This window comes from Cupriavidus sp. WGlv3 (assembly GCF_023952475.1).
In the GTDB taxonomy this organism is placed as follows: Bacteria; Pseudomonadota; Gammaproteobacteria; order Burkholderiales; family Burkholderiaceae; genus Cupriavidus; species Cupriavidus phytorum.
In genome coordinates, this window is record NZ_JALHRX010000001.1 from 221818 (window position 1) to 243230 (window position 21413).

The window sequence follows — 21413 nt, forward strand, 5'->3', positions numbered from 1 at the left end:
CCCCTAGTTACGTTGCCATCACCCGGCAACGTCGCGCATCTTCATGCCCCCTACTGCTTTTTTCTCGCGGCAGCGCCTGGCGCCAGCCAGCCGTGCCGTCGCCCCGCTCTGCCTGTCGCTGATGCTGGCCTGGCCGCTGGCCGGCCATGCCGGCGTGGCGCTGCTGCAGCCGCCACGCGTGATCGACGGCAACCAGCCGCTGACGCTGACCCTGGTGGTGTCGGCCGACACTGCCACGCGCCGCTACCGTATTCCCGACACGCTCGAAGTGACCGCCTCCGGCGAGATGCAGGCGCCGGTGCGGCTGGTGCTGTGGCGCGAAGTCTCAGGCCCCGCCGTGGTCAACCTGCGCCGCGGCGAGCATCGCGCCATCCGCTACACGGTGACGCTGCCGCCGGTGCTGCGCGGCCTGGTGCGGCTGGATGCCACCGGCATCGACGCCGCGCCGGTGCTGGTCACGCTGAACCGGCTGCCGCAGCCGGGCGAGGTGGCCATGTCGACGCCGCCGGTGGCCAGCCAGGCTCCGGCCACGGTGGACAGCCCTGAATCCGCCGACAGCGCGCCCGTCCCGGTGACGGGGATCACCACGGCCGCGGCCACGGCCCCCGCCCCGGCCGACCTGCGCGACAGCGCCCGTCTGTCGTTCCACGACCCGATGTACTTCATGGTCGGCGCGCACGGCGGCGCCAACGCCAAGTTCCAGTTCAGCTTCAAGTACCGCATTTTCGAGGGCGAGGATCCTGCCTCGAAGCGCCTGTTCGACAACCTCTACTTCAGCTACACCCAGTTCTCGCTGTGGGACCTGAACGAAGATTCGGCGCCGTTCCGCGACACCAACTACCGGCCCAGCCTGTTCTACTACCTGTCGGATACCGGCGTGCGCAACAGCGTGATCAGCCGGATGTCGCTGGCCACCGGCCTGGAGCATGAATCCAACGGCCGCAACGGCGTGGAGTCGCGCAGCATCAACACGGTGTTCGTCAAGCCGACCTTCTATTTCGGCGACCAGAACGACTGGCACTGGCGCGTCGCGCCCAAGCTCTACGCCTATGTGGAAAAGGCCGACAACCCGGACATCGCCCACTACCGCGGCTTCATGGACCTGGGTATCGCCTATGGGCGGCCGGACTCATGGGAATTCTCGGCGACGCTGCGCAAGGGCACGCGCAAGTGGTATGGCAGCGTCGACGCGCAGCTGACCTACCCGATGGCGCGGCTGATCCCCGGCACCGCGGGGTACCTGATGGCGGGATATTTCGTCGGCTATGGCGAGAGCCTGCTCGACTACAACCACAAGCTGCCGTGGCAGTTCCGCATCGGCTACGCGCTGACGCGCTGATGCGCTGATGCCGGGCGGCGCTAGCCCACCAGCGGCTTGCCGCTGGCCTTCAGGCGCGCATTGGCCACGGCCGCGGCAAACTGCCCGTGGCCATGCCAGCCGGTGGCCCGGCCCAGCTTCTTGCCGTTCTGGAAGAACATGAACACCGGGATGCCATGCAGGCCGAAGCGCCGCCCCAGCGTCGGGTGCGCATAGACGTTGGCATGCAGCCAGTGCAGTTCCAGCGCGCGCACCGGCCCGGGATTGGCCAGCATCGCCTTCTTGGCCATTTCGCAGTTGAAGCAGTCCACGCCCCAGAAGAACACGCACACCAGCGCGTCGCCGGCCGCGGCGATGGCGCCGTCGATGGTGGCGTCGTCGACCTCGCGCATGGCAAAGGCATCAAAGGCGCGGTGGTCGAGATGCGGGGCCGCGGACGGGTCCGGCGCGCCGGCTTGCGGTTCGGTGCTCATGGTTCGCTCCTGATGCGGTGCGCCCCGGATGAGCGCGCTGCCAATGACGAACGCCCGGGCCGGCAGGCACCGGGCGTCGGGCCGTGACGGGACGGCAGGGGCGGCGGCTTACTTCGGCGCCGCCACCGTGACCAGGGCCGGGCGCAGCACGCGGTCGGCAATGGTGTAGCCGCGCTGGAGCACGGTGACCACGGTATTGGGCTCCTGCTCCGCCGGCACCATCGAGATGGCCTGGTGGCGGTGCGGGTCGAACTTCTCGCCTACCGGGTTGAGTTCGACGATCTTGCCGCGCTCGAAGGCGGCGGCCAGCTGGCGCGCGGTCAGTTCCACGCCTTCGCGCAGCTTGGCGATATCGCCGGAGCCATCGGCCAGCGCGGCCTGCAGGCTGTCCATGACCGGCAGCAGGTTGTCGGCAAAGTTCTCGATGGCGAACTTGTGCGCCTTGGCGACATCCTCCTGCGCCCGGCGGCGGATGTTCTCGCTTTCGGCCACGGCGCGCATGTACAGGTCGTAATGCTCGCTGGCCTTGGCTTCCAGGGCGGCCAGCTGGGCCGCCACGTCGTCCACGGCGGTAGCCGCGGTTTCGGGCGCGCCGGTTTCCGGGCTGGCGGTGGCGGTGCTGGCCGCCTCATCGCCCGCAGGCGTCGCAGTCTGGTTGGATGGCGTCTGCTTCTGGTCTTCCATGTCGATCCGTATCAATGCAGTATCGCGGCCCGCCGTGGGGCTGGCCGCGGGTGGTAAATCGGCGTGTGTCCGATGCAGGTGGTGGCAGCTCGCCGCATTTCAAGAGTGGCGCCGGCGCGACGCCGAAACACACGGTTACAAAGCCTCGCCCGTTGCAATCGACGCCTTATTGCTTTGCGCCAATGCCCTCACTAAGATTCTTAGTAAGAAAAATGACAAAAATGGCGAGGGCCCAGGAGATGGTTCATTTTTGTGCCGCTTCCGAAAGGTTGGCCATGCATAAGCTCCCAGTCGTGACGCTGTGCCTCGTGGCCGCACTGGCGGTCATGACCGCCTTTATCTGCCTGTCCGGCGCATTTACCCCGCGCGAGACGGAGTATGGCAGCGGCAAGGCGGTGTTCAAGCACTACATCGTTCCCTTCGTCAGCCAGGACGTCGCGCAGGAATAAGCTGCCCGACCTGGCGATCCATCGCGCGGCGGCACCGGCAACGGTGCCGCCGCGCTGCCATCTCAGCCATTGAAGTCGTCGATGCGGCGGCGGTCGCGCTTGGTCGGGCGCCCCTGGAGCTGGGCCGATGGCTCGGGCTGCAGGCGCCGGCGCTCGGCGTCGGCGGCCCGGCGCGACTGGCTCTCGGCACTTTCCTGGTACAGCGTCTGCGCCACCGGCGCCGGCCCGCGCGCAGCGGCGATGCCCTTCACTTCGAGTTCCCAGCGCTGCTGGTGTGCCTCCAGCGCAACCTTGTCGCCGGGCTTGACCTCGCGCGAGTTCTTGCACAGCTGGCCGTTGACCGTCACCTTGCCGCGCTCTACGGCTTCGGCCGCGAGCGAGCGCGTCTTGAAGAAGCGCGCGCACCACAGCCATTTGTCGATGCGCTGGCGCGCATCCGCCTCGAAATCCACGTTCATGCCGCCGCTCCCCGCGCCTGCGCACGCGTGCGCCGCGCCTCCAGTTCATGCGCATGCGGCATGGCGAGCGGCCAGCCCTGCAGGTGCTGCAGCGCGATCTCCGCCATCGCCGCGACCCACGGCGCGGCATCGTTCATGCACGGAATGAAGTGGAAGTCCTTGCCGCCCGCGACCTTGAACTCAGTCTGGCCTTCCATGGCGATTTCTTCCAGCGTTTCGATGCAGTCCGCCGGAAAGCCCGGGCAGAACACGTCCACGCGCCCGGCGCCGACCTTGCCCAGCTCCGCCAGCGTCGGCGCCGTATAGGGCTGCAGCCACTCGGCCTTGCCGAAGCGCGACTGGAACGTCACCTGGTACTGGCCCGGCTGCAGGCCCAGCGCCTCGCCCAGCAGGCGGCCGGTCTTCAGGCACTCGCAGTGGTAGGGATCGCCCAGTTCCAGCGTGCGCCGCGGCACGCCGTGGAACGACAGGATCAGCTTGTCGCCCTGGGCGAAATCCGGCATGCCATGCCGGCTCCAGTAGGCGGCGACCTGCTGCTGCAGCGCCGAGATGTACGCGGGATGGTCATGGAAATGCTTGACCAGCCGCAGCTCCGGCTGGTCGCGCCACTGGCCCAGCACCCGGAACACCTCGTCGAAGGCGGTGGCGGTTGTAGTGCCCGAGTATTGCGGATACATCGGCAGCACCAGCACCTGCTCGCAGCCCTGGCGGCGCAGCGCTTCCATCACCGAAGCGATCGACGGGTTGCCGTAGCGCATCGCGCACGCCACCGTCACGTCGTGGCCGTTCTGGTGCAGCAGCCGCTGCAGCGCATGCGCCTGGCGCTCGCTGTAGACCAGCAGGGGCGAGCCCGTCATATGGGCCTCGCGCAGCCAGATCGATTCGTACTTGAGCGCCGACGCGCGCGAGCGCAGCGGCAGGATCACGCCGTACAGCAGCGGCAGCCACGCCGCGCGCGGGATCTCGACCACGCGCGGGTCGGACAGGAATTGCTTCAGGTAGCGCCCCACCGCCTTGGGCGTGGGGGCATCGGGTGTGCCCAGGTTGACCAGCAGGATCGCCGTGCGCGGCGCCTGGCCGTGCTGGTAGGCCGGTTCGGGAGAAAACGTCATGTCGCTTCCGGGTTGGCGCGATGCCGGGATGGGACGGGCGCGGTGACGGGCGCGGCGCAGCGGCGCCGGGCTCGCGCGGTGGGAATGGAGCCGCCGGTCAGACCGGAACGCCGGACCACTAGTTCTGGCTCAGCGCGCTCGACAGCAACCGCGCGGTAATGTCGACGATCGGGATCACGCGCTCGTAGGCCATGCGCGTGGGGCCGATCACCCCCAGCGTGCCGACGATCTGCCCGTCGACCTCGTACGGCGCGGTGATGACCGCCATGTCTTCGATCGGCACCAGCCGGCTTTCGCCGCCGATAAAGATCTGCACGCCCTGCGCATGGCTGGACACGTCCAGCAGCTGCAGCAGGCTGGTCTTGTGCTCGAACACGTCGAACAGGCGCCGCAGCTTGTCCATGCTCGAGGCGAGGTCGTCGACTTCGAGCAGCTTGCGCTCGCCGCTGATATAGACGTGGTCGTCGTCCTCGTCCTCGGCGGCGCTGCCGGCCTCGACCGCGGCCTGCATCAGCTGCGACATGTCGCGGCGCAGGTCCTGCAACTCCAGCCGCAGGTGGCTGCGCACGGTGTCGAAGCTCATGCCGGCATAGTGCGAGTTGAAGAAATTGGCGGCCTCGATCAGCTGCGCCGGCGTGTAGGGAAGTTCGGTCTGGATGATGCGGTTCTGCACGTCGCCCTCGGGGCTGACGATGATCAGCAGGATGCGCTTGTCCGACAGCCGCATGAACTCGATCTGGCGGAACGCCTGCGCGCGGCGCGGCGTCATCACCACGCCGGCAAAGTGCGACAGGTTCGACAGCGTGCGCGCCGCCGCGGTAATCATGCGCTGCGGCCCCAGCTGCTGGCCGCCGAGCTGGTCCTGGATCTGTCCGGTCAGCTCGGCCAGGTCGGCGTTGCGCTCGAGCGGCTTGGCGGTCAGCATCGAATCGACGAACAGCCGGTAGCCGCGCGGCGTCGGGATGCGGCCGGCCGAGGTGTGCGGGCTGGCGATAAAACCCATTTCCTCGAGATCGGACATCACATTGCGTATCGTCGCCGGCGACAGGTCCAGCCCCGAGTACTTGGACAGGGTGCGGGAACCGACCGGCTGGCCTTCGGCAATGTAGCGCTCGATCAGGGTCTTGAGCAGCGTTTTGGAACGTTCATCCATGATGCCCCGATTTTACGCAAGTTTTGGACCTTCTGGCGGACCGGCCCGATGTGCCGCCGGATGGGCCGCCGGCGCCTGCTGACAACCGTCACGGCGGTATGGTCTAATCCCGGCATGTCCGCCCCAGCCAAAGCCAGCGCCGTGCGCACTCCATTCAAGACCGTCGCCCTGGTGGGCAGGTACTCCACCGCCGGCATCGAAGGGCCGCTGGAAGAGATCGCCTCCTATATCCTGCGCAACGGCCAGGATGTGGTGTTCGAGCGCGAGACCGCGCTGGCCACCGGGCTGACCGCCTACCCCGCCCTGTCCGCCGAGGAGATCGGCACGCAGGCCGACGTGGCGGTGGTGCTGGGCGGCGACGGCACGCTGCTGGGCATTGCGCGCCAGCTCGCCGGCTATGACGTGCCCCTGATCGGCGTGAACCACGGGCGGCTCGGCTTCATGACCGATATTGCGCTGGAAGACGCGCACACCGTGCTGCCCGACATGCTCGACGGCCGCTACGAGTCCGAGACCCGGCTGCTGCTGGCCTCGCGCGTGGTGCGCGACGACATGGACATCTTCTCGGCGCTGGCGCTGAACGATGTGGTGGTGAACCGCTCCGGCATCTCCGGCATGGTCGAGCTGGCCGTTTCGGTCGACGGCCACTTCATGTACAACCAGCGTTCCGACGGCCTGATCGTGTCGACCGCCACTGGCTCCACCGCCTACGCGCTGTCGGCCGGCGGCCCGATCCTGCATCCCACGCTGTCGGGCGTGGTGCTGGTGCCGATCGCACCGCACGCGCTGTCGAACCGGCCGATCGTGCTGCCGCACGACGCCGAGGTCACGATCGAGGTGGCGAGCGCACGCGACGCCAGCGTCAACTTCGACATGCAGTCGCTGACCTCGCTGCTGCCGGGCGACCGCATCGTGGTGCGGCGCTCGCAGAAGACCATCAACCTGCTGCACCCGGTGGGCTACAACTACTACGCCACGCTGCGCAAGAAGCTGCACTGGCACGAATACCCGTCCGAAGACAACCGCCTCTGAGCGCCATCCAGCCGCCCCTCAGCCCGAGCCCGACCCTTCATCGGACCGACCACCCTTCCCCGCCACGATGCTGCGCAGCCTGTCCATCCGTGATTTCGTCATCGTCGACACCCTCGACCTGGACTTCGCCTCCGGTTTTACCGTCTTCACCGGCGAGACCGGCGCCGGCAAGTCGATCCTGATCGATGCCCTGGCGCTGGTGCTGGGCGAGCGCGCCGATGCCGGCGTGGTGCGCGAAGGCGCGCCGCGCGCCAGCGTCAGCGCCACCTTCTCGACCCATGCCGCGCTCGATGCGTGGCTGGCCGAGCGCGAGCTCAACAGCGAAGAAGACGGCGGCGTGCCGACCGTGCTGCTGCGTCGTACGGTCGATGCCGGCGGCCGCAGCAAGGCCTTTATCAACGGCGCCGCCGCCACCCTGGCGCAGCTGCGCGAAGTCGGTGACCAGCTGGTCGACATCCATGGCCAGCATGCGCACCAGCAACTGCTGCGCCCGGATGCGCAGCGGCTGCTGTTCGACGCCCACGCCGGCCTGACGCAGCAGGCCGTCGCGGTCGCCGAGGCCTGGCGTGCCTGGCGTGCCTGCGTGCGCCAGCGCGAAGCGGTCGAGCACCAGTCGCGCGAGATGCAGCTCGAGCGCGAGCGGCTCGAATGGCAGGTCGGCGAGCTCGACAAGCTCAACCCGCAGCCGGGCGAATGGGACGAGATCCAGTCGGAGTACAACCGGCTCTCGCACGCCGCCGGCCTGATCGACGGCAGCCGCGCCGCCCTCGACGCGCTGTCCGAGGCCGACGGCTCGGTGCTGTCGGCGCTCAACGGCATCGTGCACCGGCTGCAGCAGCTGGCCGATGTCGACCCCGCGCTGCGCGACGTGCTGGCCGCGCTCGAGCCGGCGCAGGTGCAGGCCGAGGAAGCCGCGCATTCGCTGACGCGCTATGTCGACCGGCTCGAGCTCGACCCCGAGCGGCTGCAGGCGGTCGAGGAGCGCATGCAGGCGCTGCACGCCACCGCGCGCAAGTACCGCCTGCCGCCCGAGCAGCTCGCCGATGAGCTGGTCGCGCGCCGCCAGCAGCTCGACGACCTGCAGGCCGCGCAGGACCTGAACAAGGTGATGGCGCGCGAGGCCGCGGCCAAGGCCGCCTACCTGACGCTGGCGCAGCACCTCAGCCATGCCCGCCAGCAAGCCGCGCAGGCGCTGTCCGGCGCGGTCACCGACGCCATGCAGGGCCTGTCGATGGCCGGCGGCAGCTTTGTCGCGGCGCTCAATGCGCTCGACGAAGGCCAGAGCTACGGCCTCGAGCAGGTCGAGTTCCTGGTGGCGGGCCACGCCGGCGTCAGCGCGCGCCCGCTGGCCCGGGTGGCCTCCGGCGGCGAACTGGCGCGCATCAGCCTGGCGATCTCGGTGATCACCAGCGAAGCCTCGCCCACGCCCACGCTGATCTTCGACGAAGTCGACACCGGCATCGGCGGCGCGGTCGCCGAGGTGGTCGGCCGGCGCCTGCAGGAACTCGGCCGCGCGCGCCAGGTGCTGTGCGTGACCCACCTGCCGCAAGTGGCGGCGCAGGCCGGCACGCATCTGCTGGTCAGCAAGGAAACCATGGCCGAGGCCGACGCCTCGGTGACGCGTTCGCGCATCCGCGTGCTCGACCCGGCCGGCCGCGTGGTCGAGACCGCGCGCATGCTGGGCGGCGCCACCGTCACCGCCACGACGCTGCAACATGCCGAGGAGATGCTGGCGCAGGGCATGGCCGACAGCGGCGCCGGCCAGCCCGCGCGCGCGGGCAAGGACGGCAAGCGCGGCCGCCGCGCCGCCGCGGGCTGAACGCCGCCCCCGATTGCGCGGCCTTGCGTGGCATCGTCCATTTATTCATTGAAAGGAGCTTCCCCATGACCCGCCCAGCGCCGCCCACCGGCCACCGCCCGCGCGCCTCGCTGCGCGCGGTGCTCGCCATTGTCACCGCCGCCTCGGCCGCACTGCTGGCACTGTCCGCCTGCCAGGCCCAGCCCAAGGCCTCGGCGCCGCCGCCGGGCAGCATCAGCGATGACCGTGCGCTTGGCGACATCATGGTCCGCTTCAAGCCGCCCGCGGTGGACCTGTCCGAAGACGCCGGCAAGCTGCTGGCCGAGATCAAGGGCCCGATCCGCTACGTGGTCAAGCGGCCGATGTCGGGCGGGGTCTGGCTGGTCACGGCGATCTCGCCGTCGGCCGACGCCACCCTCGACCAGGCCGTCGACACGCTGCGCGCCACGCCGCGCATCGAGACCGCCGAACCCGACCGGCTGCTCAAGCCCAGCCGCAATATTCCCACCAGCCGCGACATGCCGGCGCGCTAGCACGGGGCGGAATCTGTACGGAACGCCGCATTAACGAACGCGAACGATTCCAAAGCCGGCCTTGCACAACCCGGCGGGATCGTATTCGCTACATAGCATGCCCACGCGCCGGCCCGGCCCGAGCGCGCTACGCCCCAGGGAGGAGAAATCCATGCCGCAATCCGCGCTGTCCGTATTCCGCCGCAGCCTCGCGGCCCGCCGCTGGCGGGCCATCGCCCTGGCCGCCGCCGCTGCATGCGGCGCGGTCCCGACCGGCACGGCACTCGCAGCCGGCGCGCAGTCCGCACCGGCCTATACCGGCCACATCATCGTGCGCTGGCGCGACGGCACCACCGCGGTCGACGGCAATGGCGCCGGCAAGTCGCCGGCTGCCGCCGAAGCCCTCAAGCAGCTGAGCGAACGCACCGGCATCGCCGTCACGGCGCGCCGCGCGATGGGCGGCAACCTGCAGCTGCTGCAGGTGCCCGACGCCTTTGCCGCCGACCCCGAGGCCGCGGCGGCACGGCTGCGCCAGGATCCGCGCGTGGCCGACGCCGTGCCCGACCGCTGGCTGCGGCTGCACGACACACTACCCGACGATCCCGAGTTCCAGGTCAACCAGCCGTACCTGAAGGGCACCGGCACCGCCGTCGGCGGCGTCAACCTGCCGCGCGCATGGGACCGCACCGGCGGCAGCAGCGGCATGGTGGTCGCGGTGGTGGACACCGGCATCCTGCCCCATCCCGATCTGCAGGGACGGCTGCTGTCCGGCTTCGACTTCATCAGCACCACCACGGTCTCCAATGACGGCGACGGCCGCGACGGCGATCCGACCGATGCCGGCGACGGCCTGCCGGCCGGCTTCACCTGTCCGGGCAGCAGCACGCCTACGCCGGAGCCGACCAACAACAGCTGGCATGGCACGCGCGTGGCCGGCGTGCTGGGTGCGCTGACCAACAACGCGCGCGATATCGCGGGGGTCGACTGGAATGCGCGCATCCTGCCGGTGCGGGTCTCGGGACGCTGCGGCGCGCTGCTGTCCGACACCGTCGACGGCATGCGCTGGGCCGGCGGCCTGCCGGTGCCGAACGTGCCGGCCAACCCGACCCCGGCGCGCGTGGTCAATATCAGCCTGGGCGGCGGCACCTGCAGCGGCATCGAGCAGCAAGCCGTCAACGACCTGAATGCGCGCGGCGTGGTGGTGGTGGCCGCGGCCGGCAACAACCGCGGCGCGGTCGAGGCGCCGGCCGACTGCAGCGGCGTGATCGCGGTCACCGCGCACGCCAACGGCGGCGAGAACGCCAGCTATGCCAACGTCGGCCCGCAGGTGGCGATCAGCGCGCCGGGCGGCGGCTGCGGCAACTCGCAGGTGGTCGACGGCCGCTGCACGGTCACGCCTTCGGTGATCCGCACGCTCAGCAACGACGGCAAGACGGCGCTGGGCAACTACGTGGTGGCGTCGGCGGCGGGCACCAGTTTCGCCGCGCCGATGGTCTCTGGCGTGGTGTCGATGATGTTCACGCTCAACGGCTCGCTGACGCCGGCGCAGGTCACCGCGGCGCTGAAGAGCTCGGCGCGCCCGCATCCCTCCGGCACCTTCTGCACCACTAATCAGGGCGTATGCGGCGCGGGGCTGCTCGATGCCGACGGCGCCCTGCTGGCGGCGCTGGGCATGCCACCGCCACCGGCCGCGCCGGCACCGGCCGCGGATGGCGGCGGCGGCGGTGGCGCGGTGCCGCTGTGGAGCGCGCTGCTGCTCGCCGTGGCGGGACTGTTCAGCTTCGCGCTGCGCCGCCGCGGCTAGCGGCAGCGGTGGCACTCAGGCGGCGGCGCCGCGGCGCCGCTATCGCCCGCCGCTATCGCGCGCCGGCCGCCGCGCCAGCCACCATTCCTGCAGAACCCAGCACAGCAGGCCGGCCACGGCGCCGGCCGCATGCGCCACGCGCACCACGCCGAAGCCCCACGCCGGATCGAACACCACCGGCGCCAGCCACGACTGTTCCACCCAGACCTTGGCCAGCACGCCCAGGCACAGCAGCACGCCGGTGATGCGCGCCAGTCCCGGCGCGCGCAGCAGCCCCAGCGCGCCCCACAGCGCCAGCCCGTGCAGCGCGCCCGAGAGCCCGCCGTACCAGGCAATGGCCGGCACGCGCAGCAGCACCAGCTGCACCGCGATGCCGCACGCCACCAGCACCAGCAACAGGCTGCGCGCCCGCGCCACGCGCGCGCAGATCGCCAGCACGCCGGTGGCGGCGAGCATGTCAGCCAGCCAGTGATGGCCGTCCAGGTGTACCCACATCGCCGTGGCCAGGCGCCACCACTGGCCGTCCACCCGCACGGCATCGCGCAGGTACAGGCCATGCGCGTGCCACCACGGCAGGAAGGTGAACGCCGCCGACAGCGCCCATACCAGCGCCACCGCCGCCAACAGCCCCGGCCAAGATGCGCCGGCGGGTGCCGGCGGCCCCGCGGCGTCAGTCCTCACCGAACACGGCCCGCCACAGCGTGCCCACCGCGGCGGTCTGCGCGGCCATCGATGCCGGCGCCACGCGCGCATGGACCTGGCCGTCGAGGCGCAGCTGGTGCTGGCGCGCGCGGAACAGCCGGTAGGCATCGCCCACCGCCAGCGCCAGCGTGGCATCGATCAGGCCCAGCTCGCCGGCTTCGCGCAGCAGCGCGATATTGCCGGCATTGCGCGTCAGCTGCGGATGGGCGCGGCTATGCAGCAGCACCAGGTACTGCACCGTGAATTCGATATCGACCATGCCGCCGCGATCGTGCTTCAGATCGAACAGGTCGGTGGGGTTGGGATGGCCTTCGGCAACCTTGCGGCGCATCTGCGCGATCTCGTCGCGCAGCGCCGCGGCGTCGCGCTCCTGGCACAGCACCTCGCCGCGCAGCGCCTCGAAGCGCGCGCCGATGGCGGCGTCGCCGGCGCAGAAGCGCGCGCGCGTCAGCGCCTGGTGCTCCCAGACCCACGCGGTGTTGTCGCCCTCGCGCAGCTGGTAGCGGCGGAACGCGTCGAAGCTGGTCACCAGCAGGCCGGCCGCACCATTGGGGCGCAGCCGCGTGTCGACGTCGAACAGCGCGCCGGCCGCGGTATGGCTGGTGAGCCAGGTGATCAGGCGGCGCGCATAGGCGGCATAGACCTCGGGCGCGCGCTCGTGCTCGTCGTCGTACAGGAAGATGATGTCCAGGTCCGAGGCATAGCCCAGTTCCTTGCCGCCCAGCCGGCCATAGGCGATCACGGCGAAGCGCGGCACCTCGCGGTGGCGCGTGGCGAGCTGGCGCCACACCGTCTCCAGGGTCGCGTCGAGCATGGCATCGGCCAGGTCCGAAAGGCGGTCGGCCACCTGCTCCACCGTCAGCATGCCCTGCAGGTCCTGCAGCAGCACGCGGAAGGTCTCGGCATGGTGCTCGCGGCGCAGGATGTCCATCTGCTGCTCGACCTGCCCCTCCGCGGCCAGCAGCCGTTCATGCAGGCGCTTGCGGAACGCGGTCCAGTCGGGCGCGCCGGCCAGCGCGTCGCTGTCGAGCAGCTCGTCGAGCAGTTGCGGATGGCGCGTCAGGTAGGCTGCGGCCCAGCGCGAGGCATGCAGCGTCTGCGCGACGCGGTCCATCGCCTGCGGGTATTCGGAAAGCAGCGACAGGTAGGAGGCGCGCCGGCTGATCGCCTCGAGGAAGTCGATAAAGCGTCCGATGGTGCTGTCGGGATCGTCCTGGCGCGCGGCCAGGTCGAGCGCGCGGTTGACCAGCTGGTCGAAGCGCGCGCGGCTGGCTTCGGACAGCGCGCGGTAGCGCAGCGACGCGGCGATCGCGCGCAGCCGGTCCAGCAGCGCATTGCAGTCGGTAAAGCCGGCGGCCTGCAGCCGCTGGCACGGCACCGCGCTGTCTTCCACACTGTCGGCCGCGCCCTGCGACGGGTCCTGGCGCGGGTTGTCCTGCGCGCGCGCGGCGCTGTCTTCCATGACGATGTCCGGCCACAGCGCCTCGCACGGGCCGGCGTCGGGGTCGGAGAAGGTGGCTTCGAATTGCTGCGCCACCGGTTCCTGCAGCTCGGCAAGCCGCGCCAGCAAGGCCGGCCAGTCGGCGCAGCCCATCATCTGCGCCACCGCGTGCTGCTCGTCCGGTGAGGTCGGCAGATGGTGGGTCTGCGCGTCGTCGCGGTATTGCAGCCGGTGTTCGAGCTGGCGCAGGAAGCGGTAGGCGTCGCCCAGCTGCCCGGCCTGCGCGGCGGGCAGCAGGCCGCGCTCGACCGCCACCGCCAGCACCTCCAGCGTCGGCCGGATGCGCAGCGCGGGATCCTGGCCGCCGCGGATCAGCTGGAACACCTGCGCCATGAATTCGATCTCGCGGATGCCGCCACGGCCCAGCTTGATATTGAACGAGCGCTGGTTGACACCGTGCCCGGGCAGGCCGCCGCTGCGCTTGGCGGCCTCGCTGCGGATCTGCGCATGCAGCGAGCGGATCGCCGCGATCACGCCGTAGTCCAGGTAGCGCCGGAATACGAACGGCGAGGTCAGCCGCGCCAGCAGACCGGCGGTCCGCTGCGCATGGGGCGAGTCCAGCGCCGACACCACGCGGCCCTTGATCCAGGCGTAGCGCTCCCACTCGCGGCCCTGCACCACCAGGTATTCCTCCAGCATGCCCAGGCTGCAGGCCAGCGGCCCGGCATCGCCGTTGGGACGCAGCCGCATGTCGACACGGAACACATAGCCGTCGGCGGTCACGTCGGCGAGCAGGTTGATCAGGCGGCGGCCCAGGCGGATGAAGTACTCGTGGTTGGACAGTGTGCGCGGGCCGCCCTGGGTGTCGCCGTCCTCGTCGTAGAGGAAGATCAGGTCGATATCGGACGAGACATTGAGCTCGCGCCCGCCCAGCTTGCCCATGCCCACCACCACCAGCTCCTGTACCTCGCCACTGTGGGCGCCGACCGGGCGGCCGAAGGTGGCGGCAAGATCGTCGCCCAGCACCGCCAGGCCGTGCTGGATCGCCAGTTCGGCCAGGTCGGTCATGGCGCCGGTAACCTCGCCCAGCGTGGCCAGGCCGCGCAGGTCGCGCTCGATCACCGCGCACATGACCTCGGCGCGCAGCCGACGCAGCGCACGCTTGGCGGCATCTTCGGCGTCGGCCGAGGGCGCATGCAGCGCCTGCAGCCGTGCCGCCATCCAGGCGCGCGTAAGCGGCTGCGCCACCGCGGCGGCGAGGACTTCCGGAAGGTCCGGGCGGGCCTGCAGCACGCGCCGCGCGTAGTGCGAGTACGAGGCCGAGTACAATACGTCGCCGCCTGCCCGGGCGCCTTCGCCATCCGGCTGCAGCGCCTGCGCCGCGGTGACGGCAAAGGCGCCGGCGGACATGGTGCCGGGGCCCTGCCCCGGCGCGACGGACGCCGCATGGGCGGGTTCCGGTGTGGCGCGCGCGCCATGTTGGTCAGCAGCGTCGCCAGTGGCGGAACTCGTCGGATCAGAGGCAGTCATTCCAGTATTTGAAATGCGAGCAAAGGTGCGAAAGGTGCGGCCAGGGGTACCCCGCCGCGGTGCGCGCAGCTTGCGCATTTCTTGTTTTAGCCGGCCGGGCACCAGATTGGAGAGCGGCTAGTATTGTCGGATAATCTGCGCATGTCCAGCCGCGCCCCACAACCCGCTGACGGTTCTCCCCCCAATGGCGGCGCGGGCGGGCACGAGGCCGCCACCACGCTGCCCGCTACGCCCACCGGTTCCCTTGGTATTGACACTCCTGACGCCCCCCGACGGAGTTCTACGTGGGCGCGCGCCGGCGCGCTGGGTCGCGCCAGTGCGCGCGCGGCCGCGGCGGCCTTGCACCATCCGTTCTGGCGCGGCCTGGGGCGCGCGCTGGTGCGCCTGGCGCTGGTGCTGGCCGTGCTGGCGCTGGCGGCGGGCCTGCTGATCCGCTTCGTGCTGTGGCCGCAGGCCTCGGCCGCGCGCGAGTGGCTGGAACAGCGCGGCTCGCAGGCGCTGTCGGCGCAGGTCGGGATCGGCTCGCTCGAAACCTATTGGGACGGCTGGCACCCGGCCTTCCGCGCGCGTGGGCTTAGCGCGGTGGACGGCCAGCAGCGCGCGCTGCTGTCGGCCGCCACGCTCGACGGCAAGCTGGCGTGGCGTTCGCTGGTCAGCATGAACCTGCAGTTCGTCAGCCTGAGCGCGAGCGGCACCGACATCCTGGTGCGCCGCACCCCGGAGGGCAGGCTGCTGGTCGCCGGCATGGTGGTCGATGCCACCGGCGGCCAGCAGGACGACGACCGCTTCCTGGGCTGGCTGATGTCGCAGGGCCGCGTGGCGCTGTCCGACGGCAAGCTGCGCTGGCTCGACGAAAAAGCACGCCTGCCCCGACTCGACATCGGCGAGATCCGCCTCGAAACCCGCCGCGACGGCGCGCGCCACACCTTCCACCTGGAAGCGCGCTCGCCGGCACTGGGCCCGCGCCCGCTCGAGGTGCGCTCGACCTTCCGCGACGACTACCTGCACAGCGCCGGCAACTGGCGCCACTGGGCCGGCCAGGCCACCTGGGACCTCGGCCAGCTGCAGTTGCCGGTGCTGCAGCGCTACCTGGCGATGTTCGAGCGCGTCGCCAGCGGCACCTTCAGCACCGACGGCAGCATCGAATTCCGCCAGGGGCGCATCGTGCGCAGCCAGACCCGGCTGCGCGCCAGCGGCGTCGACCTGCAGCTGGCCGGCGCCGCCGCGCCGCTGCGGCTGGCCAACGCGCAGGCCCTGCTGCTACACCGGACCGAGCGCGACGGCAGCAACCTGCTGACCGTCGACACGCTGCTATGGCAGCCCCTGCAGCCGCAGCAGGCCCAGCAGCCGGTAGTGTCCGACGCCAGCAACGCGCCCGCGGTGGCCGACGGCAGCTGGCGCGAAGGCATGCGCAAGGTCGCCATCGGCTGGGCCCGGGCCAAGGACGGGACCCTGAACAAGTTCTCGCTGAAGGCGCCCTCGCTGGACCTGAACACGGTGCGCGCGCTGGCCACCTCGATGCCGATCGATACCGCGGTGCTGCGCCAGCTGCGCGCGCTGCAGCCTGCGGGGCACATCGACAACCTCAACGTCAGCTGGACCCGCGCGCGCACCGGCATGCTCGAGCGCGGCGGCGGCAAGCCCCACTACAGCATCCAGGGCACGCTGCGCGAGGTCTCGATCAACGGGCAGCCCGCGGTGCCGGCGCTCGACGCCGCCGGGCATCCGCGCCTGGGCACGCCGGGCTTCTCGCGCCTGTCCGGCACCTTCGCCCTCGACGACCAGCAGGGCACGGCGCGCTTCGAGGGCAATGACGCGGCGCTGGTGCTGCCGGGGCTGTTCGAAGACCCGCGCCTGGGGTTCGACCAGATCGGCGGCGACGTGCGCTGGCAGCGCCGCGACGGCAAGCTCGCGGTGACGCTGGAGAGCGTGCGCTTTGCCAATGCCGACGCCGCCGGCTCGGTGCGCGGCACCTGGCGCGAAGGCGGCGATGGCGTCTCGGGCATCGCCGACCTGGCCGGCGAGATGACCCGCGCAAGCGTCGCGCGCGTGCCGCGCTACCTGCCGCTGAGCATCCCCGCCGCGACCCGCCACTACCTGTCCGGCGCGCTCACCGGTGGCGAGGCTGCCGGGGTCAGCTTCGTGCTGCGCGGCGACCTCGCGCACTTCCCGTTCCAGGCACCGCACGAGAAGGCCGGCGAGTTCCGCGTCGAGGTCCCGATCGAACACGTCAGCTACCAGATCGCGCCGCATGACGCGAGCCACGAGCCGGCCCATGGCACCCCCGGCGCATCGTCGTGGCCGGTGTTCACCGACATCGCCGGGCGCGTGGTATTCGACCGCGGCGGCATGACTTTCCTGGCGCGCCGCGCCACGGTGCAGGACATTGCCGGCGTCACGCTGCACGATGTCAGCGGCCGCATCGACGACCTGAGCCCGCGCGGCAAGCTCGCCATCGAGGGCAGCGCCACCGGGCCGGTGCAAGGCTTCGTACGCTACATCAACGCCTCGCCGGTGCGCGAGTGGACCGGACACGTGGCCGATGCGGCCCGGGCCGGCGGCAACGGCGAGCTGAAGCTCAAGCTCGAGATGCCGCTGGAGCACGCCGACGCGGCCAAGGTCGATGGCCGCTTCCGCTTTCCCGGCAACGATGTCGTGCTCAGCCCGCAACTGCCGCTGCTGGGCAATGCCAGCGGCGTCATTACCTTTAACGAGCATGGCTTCGGGCTGGAGAACATTCGCGCGCGCTTTCTTGGCGGCGAGCTGCGCCTTGCCGGCGGCACGCAGCCGGACGGCGCCACGCGCGTGAACGCCAGCGGCCAGGCTTCGGCCGCCGGGCTGCGCGAGGCTGCCGCGGGCACGGCGCTGGCGCCGCTGGCGGCGCGGCTGGAAGGCGCCACCGGCTACAGCGCGGTGATCGGCGTGCGCGAACGGCAGCTGCAGGTCCAGCTGAACTCCGAGCTCAACGGCATGGCGCTGCAGCTGCCGGCGCCCCTTGCCAAGGCCGCCGCGCCCGCATTGCCGCTGCGCGTCGAACTACGCCCGGCCGCGCCTGCGGCCAATGCCGCGCGCGGCGGCACCGACGAACTGGCGCTGCAGCTGGGCAATGTGCTCAACGCCCGCTACCTGCTGCGCCGCGACGGCGGTGGTAGCGGCACCAGCGGCTTCGAAGTGCTGGCGGGCGGCATCGGCGTGCAGCAGGCGGCGCCGTTGCCGTCCGCGGGCGTCAGCGCCGGGGCCACCTTCGACCAGCTCGATATCGATGCCTGGCGCGCGGCCTTCGCCGGTGGTGCTGACGGCGCGGGTGCCAACGAGCCGCCCTCGCCGTTCCTGCCCAGCCGCATCGCGCTGCGCGCGCGCACGCTGCACGGCATGGGCCGCACGCTGGACGAGGTCGCGCTCGACGCCAGCCGCGAGGCCGACGGCTGGAACGCCAGGGTCGACTCGCGCCAGGTTGCCGGTGCGGTGCAATGGCGCCCGGGCGCGACGGCTGCCGCCGCTTCGCTGCGCTTGCGCCTGGCGCGCCTGAACGTGCCCGATGCCAACGACGAGCACAACGTGGTCGATGCGCTGGCGAGCAGCATCGACACCTTGCCCGCGATCGACCTGGTCGCCGACCAGTTCATGCTGCGCGGCCACGACTTCGGCAAGCTCGAGGTCAAGGCGCATACCGAGACAGGCGCCGGCGGCACCGATCCGGTCTGGACCCTGGACAAGCTGCAGATCGAACAGCCCGGCGCCACCCTGACCGGCAACGGCAGCTGGCGCGTGCCGCGCCGCCTGCGCGCCGACGCCAGCGCCGAGCGCCGCACGCTGCTGTCGTTCGCCATCGACGTGCGCGATGCCGGCGCGACGCTGGACCGGCTGGGGCTGCCGCATACCCTCAGCGACGGCAAGGGCAAGCTCGAGGGGCGCGTGGCGTGGCGCGGCTCGCCGCTGTCGATCGACTACCCGACGCTGACCGGCAAGCTGTCGCTGGACCTGGAGAACGGCCAGATCCTCAGCGTCGAGCCGGGCGCGGCGCGCCTGCTGGGCGTGCTCAGCCTGCAGGGCCTGCTGCGCTTTGCCACGCTGGACTTCCGTACGCTCTCGGGGCGCGGGCTGCTGTTCGACCGCATCACCGGCAGCGGCACCATCGAGAACGGCGTCGGCACGATCGAGGATTTCAAGCTGCGCAGCCCGCAGATCATCGCCAGCATGAGCGGCACCGCCAACCTGCTGCGCGAGACCCAGGACCTGCGGGTCGAGGTGGTGCCGCGCATCAACGCCACCACCACGTCGATCGCCGCGGCCTTTATCAACCCGGCGCTGGGCATCGGCACGCTCGCCGCGCAGCTGCTGTTCGCCGACGAGTTCTCCAAGATGTTCACCCGGCACTACCGCATCTCGGGCAGCTGGGCCAACCCGCAGGTCGGCAAAGTGGAGGACAATGAGGCGCAAGGCCCGACCTTCGACAACCGCGCGGATCCGGCCTTCCCGCGCTAGAAGAAGATGCCGCCCCCCCATGAGCCCAGCCAATCCAGCCAGCCCTGCCCCGTTCCGCGTTGCCGCCGTCCAGACCGTGACCGGCACCTCGCTTGACGCCAACCTGGCGCGCGCCGAGGCGCGCATCGCCGAGGCCGCCGCCGGCGGCGCCGAACTGGTGCTGCTGCCCGAGTACTTCTGCATCATGGGCCGCGCCGAATCCGACAAGGTGGCCGTGCGCGAGCACGACGGCGACGGCCCGGTGCAGCAGTTCCTGGCCGACGCGGCGCGCCGCCATGGCATCTGGCTGGTCGGCGGCACGCTGCCGATGTGGTGCGACGACCCGCAGCGCGTGTACAACACCTCGCTCGCCTTCAACCCGCGCGGCGAGCGCATCGCGCGCTACGACAAGATCCACCTGTTCGGCTTCACCCGCGGCACCGAAAGCTATGACGAGTCGCGCACCATCCTGGCCGGGCGCACGCCGGTCAGCTTCGATGCGCCCTGCGGCCGGGTGGCGATGTCGGTGTGCTACGACCTGCGCTTTCCGGAGCTGTACCGCGGCCTGGCCGCCGACGGCGGCACCAGCCTGATCCTGATGCCGGCCGCCTTCACCTACACCACCGGGCAGGCCCACTGGGAAATCCTGCTGCGCGCCCGCGCCATCGAGAACCAGTGCTATGTGCTGGCGGCGGCGCAGGGCGGCAAGCACGAGAACGGCCGGCGCACCTGGGGCCATTCGATGCTGGTCGACCCGTGGGGCGAAGTGCTGGCGATGCTGCCCGAAGGCGAAGGCGTGGTCGGCGGCGTGATCGACCCGGCGCGGCTGGAGGAAGTCCGGCAGAACCTGCCGGCATTGCGGCACCGGGTGCTGTAGCATGTACGCAAGCGCGGGGGCCGATGGCGCCCTCGCCCACAGGATTGTTTGCCGCGCCGGCCAGCCCGCGCGGCCCAAGGAAAAAAAGGACCTCTCATGAACGCCGGCGATCTCGGAATCCGCAACCTGGCCACCGCGCAGCAACTGCTGCTGGCGCCGTACGGCCTGGACGAAGCCAGGCTCCAGCGCGTGCTGGCCGATATCTTCACGCACAAGGTCGACTACGCCGACCTGTACTTCCAGTACACCCGCAACGAGGCCTGGAGCCTTGAGGAAGGCATCGTCAAGTCGGGCAGCTTCAGCATCGACCAGGGCGTGGGCGTGCGCGCCGTCTCGGGCGACCGCACTGCCTTTGCCTATTCGGACGACATCAGCCTGGCGGCGCTGTCGCAGGCGGCAGCCGCCACGCGCACCATCGGCAAGGCCGGCAGCGGCCGCGTCAAGGTCGCCGGCGAGCTGGCCACGCATGCGGGGCGCAACCTGTACACGCCCAACGACCCGCTCGATTCGATGAGCGCGGCGGAAAAGGTGGCGCTGCTGGAGCGCATCGAACGCATGGCGCGCGCCAAGGATCCGCGCGTGGTGCAGGTGATGGCAGGCCTGGCTGGCGAATACGACGTGGTACTGGTAGCGCGCAGCGACGGCGTGATCGCCGCCGACGTGCGCCCGCTGGTGCGGGTCTCGGTCACGGTGATCGCCGAACAGGGCGGGCGCCGCGAGATCGGCTCGTCGGGCGGCGGCGGCCGCTATGCCTACGGCTATTTCACCGACGACCTGCTGCAGCAGTACGTGGACGAGGCGGTGTCGTCGGCGCTGGTCAACCTGGATGCGCGCCCGGCCCCGGCCGGCGCCATGACCGTGGTGCTGGGCCCGGGCTGGCCCGGCGTGCTGCTGCACGAGGCGGTCGGCCACGGCCTTGAAGGCGACTTCAACCGCAAGGGCTCGTCGGCGTTCGCCGGCCGCATGGGCGAACGCGTCGCGGCCAGGGGCGTGACCGTGGTCGACGACGGCACGCTGGCCAACCGCCGCGGCTCGCTCAACCTCGACGATGAAGGCAACCCGACCCAGTGCACCACGCTGATCGAGGACGGCATCCTGCGCGGCTATATCCAGGACACGCTCAACGCGCGCCTGATGAAGATGCCGGTCACCGGCAACGCGCGCCGCGAAAGCTATGCCGCGCTGCCGATGCCGCGCATGACCAACACCTACATGCTCAATGGCGACAAGGACCCGCAGGAAATCATCGCCAGCGTCAAGAAGGGCCTGTATGCGGTCAATTTCGGCGGCGGCCAGGTCGACATCACCAACGGCAAGTTCGTGTTCTCGGCCAGCGAAGCCTACATGATCGAGGACGGCAAGATCACGTACCCGGTCAAGGGCGCGACCCTGGTCGGCAACGGCCCGGAATCGCTCAAGGACGTGACCATGATCGGCAACGACATGCGCCTCGACTCCGGCGTAGGCGTGTGCGGCAAGGAAGGCCAGAGCGTCCCGGTGGGCGTGGGCCAGCCGACGCTGCGCATCGAGAATATGACGGTCGGCGGGACGGCCTGAGGCCGCTGGTTTGCTCCCCTCTCCTTGCAAGGGGGAGAGGGAGTACCCA

At 70.7% G+C, this 21413-nt stretch carries 16 protein-coding genes; 9 read left to right on the forward strand and 7 right to left on the reverse strand.

Translation table 11 applies throughout. The features are described 5' to 3' along the window. Window positions 1-43 precede the first annotated feature (43 nt). Complete coding sequence (locus MKD38_RS01070) at window positions 44-1339, forward strand: phospholipase A (RefSeq protein ID WP_252674285.1); 1296 nt, start codon at window positions 44-46, stop codon at window positions 1337-1339. Window positions 1340-1359: 20 nt separating this feature from the next. On the opposite strand, the gene MKD38_RS01075 is transcribed toward MKD38_RS01070, so the two are convergent. Beyond that, the gene (locus tag MKD38_RS01075) at window positions 1360-1791 is read right to left on the reverse strand and encodes a thioredoxin family protein (protein WP_252674286.1); all 432 of its coding nucleotides are present in this window, start codon (window positions 1789-1791) and stop codon (window positions 1360-1362) included. A 108-nt stretch (window positions 1792-1899) separates the two neighbouring features. Next, complete coding sequence (grpE, locus tag MKD38_RS01080; RefSeq protein ID WP_252674287.1) at window positions 1900-2475, reverse strand: nucleotide exchange factor GrpE; 576 nt, start codon at window positions 2473-2475, stop codon at window positions 1900-1902. A 275-nt stretch (window positions 2476-2750) separates the two neighbouring features. Between grpE and MKD38_RS01085 the strand changes: the two genes are divergently transcribed. Next, window positions 2751-2924 carry a hypothetical protein gene (locus MKD38_RS01085; RefSeq protein ID WP_252674288.1) on the forward strand — a complete coding sequence of 58 codons (174 nt, stop codon included), beginning with the start codon at window positions 2751-2753 and terminating at the stop codon, window positions 2922-2924. Between the two features lie 62 nt (window positions 2925-2986). Here MKD38_RS01085 and MKD38_RS01090 read toward each other — a convergent pair whose 3' ends face one another. From MKD38_RS01090 to hrcA, 3 genes are all read right to left on the reverse strand, one after another. Continuing rightward, window positions 2987-3382, reverse strand: coding sequence for an RNA-binding S4 domain-containing protein (locus MKD38_RS01090; protein WP_252674289.1), 396 nt, complete (start codon window positions 3380-3382; stop codon window positions 2987-2989). Next, entirely contained in the window at window positions 3379-4494 is a 1116-nt protein-coding gene (hemH, locus tag MKD38_RS01095; protein WP_252674290.1) for a ferrochelatase, read from the reverse strand. The genes MKD38_RS01090 and hemH overlap by 4 nt, the downstream gene beginning before the upstream one ends. A 118-nt stretch (window positions 4495-4612) precedes the next feature. Continuing rightward, window positions 4613-5647, reverse strand: coding sequence for a heat-inducible transcriptional repressor HrcA (gene hrcA / locus MKD38_RS01100; protein ID WP_115706478.1), 1035 nt, complete (start codon window positions 5645-5647; stop codon window positions 4613-4615). Between the two features lie 114 nt (window positions 5648-5761). On the opposite strand from hrcA, the gene MKD38_RS01105 reads away from it, so the two are divergent. The 4 genes from MKD38_RS01105 to MKD38_RS01120 all read left to right on the forward strand — a co-directional run bounded on the left by MKD38_RS01105 (window position 5762) and on the right by MKD38_RS01120 (window position 10793). Then, window positions 5762-6679, forward strand: a complete 918-nt coding sequence (locus MKD38_RS01105) for an NAD kinase (protein ID WP_018006940.1) — start codon at window positions 5762-5764, stop codon at window positions 6677-6679. Between the two features lie 67 nt (window positions 6680-6746). Beyond that, window positions 6747-8498: a DNA repair protein RecN gene (gene recN / locus MKD38_RS01110; protein WP_252674291.1), complete on the forward strand. Its 1752-nt coding sequence runs from the start codon at window positions 6747-6749 to the stop codon at window positions 8496-8498. A 65-nt stretch (window positions 8499-8563) separates the two neighbouring features. Beyond that, window positions 8564-9010: a hypothetical protein gene (locus MKD38_RS01115; protein ID WP_252674292.1), complete on the forward strand. Its 447-nt coding sequence runs from the start codon at window positions 8564-8566 to the stop codon at window positions 9008-9010. A gap of 151 nt (window positions 9011-9161) precedes the next feature. Further along, window positions 9162-10793 (forward strand): rhombosortase-dependent MprA family serine protease, encoded by a 1632-nt coding sequence (locus MKD38_RS01120; RefSeq protein WP_252674293.1) that lies wholly within the window; start codon window positions 9162-9164, stop codon window positions 10791-10793. 39 nt (window positions 10794-10832) lie between these two features. On the opposite strand, the gene rrtA is transcribed toward MKD38_RS01120, so the two are convergent. Beyond that, window positions 10833-11474, reverse strand: coding sequence for a rhombosortase (gene rrtA, locus MKD38_RS01125; RefSeq protein ID WP_252674294.1), 642 nt, complete (start codon window positions 11472-11474; stop codon window positions 10833-10835). Further along, on the reverse strand, window positions 11464-14346 hold the full coding sequence (gene glnE, locus MKD38_RS01130; protein ID WP_252674295.1) for a bifunctional [glutamate--ammonia ligase]-adenylyl-L-tyrosine phosphorylase/[glutamate--ammonia-ligase] adenylyltransferase: 2883 nt from the start codon (window positions 14344-14346) through the stop codon (window positions 11464-11466). The genes rrtA and glnE overlap by 11 nt, the downstream gene beginning before the upstream one ends. A 261-nt stretch (window positions 14347-14607) precedes the next feature. Between glnE and MKD38_RS01135 the strand changes: the two genes are divergently transcribed. The 3 genes from MKD38_RS01135 to tldD all read left to right on the forward strand — a co-directional run bounded on the left by MKD38_RS01135 (window position 14608) and on the right by tldD (window position 21364). Next, window positions 14608-18951 (forward strand): YhdP family protein, encoded by a 4344-nt coding sequence (locus MKD38_RS01135; protein ID WP_252674296.1) that lies wholly within the window; start codon window positions 14608-14610, stop codon window positions 18949-18951. A 19-nt stretch (window positions 18952-18970) separates the two neighbouring features. Beyond that, entirely contained in the window at window positions 18971-19807 is an 837-nt protein-coding gene (locus MKD38_RS01140; protein ID WP_115679879.1) for a carbon-nitrogen hydrolase family protein, read from the forward strand. Between the two features lie 96 nt (window positions 19808-19903). Next, on the forward strand, window positions 19904-21364 hold the full coding sequence (gene tldD / locus MKD38_RS01145) for a metalloprotease TldD (protein ID WP_252674297.1): 1461 nt from the start codon (window positions 19904-19906) through the stop codon (window positions 21362-21364). Window positions 21365-21413: the final 49 nt, after the last annotated feature.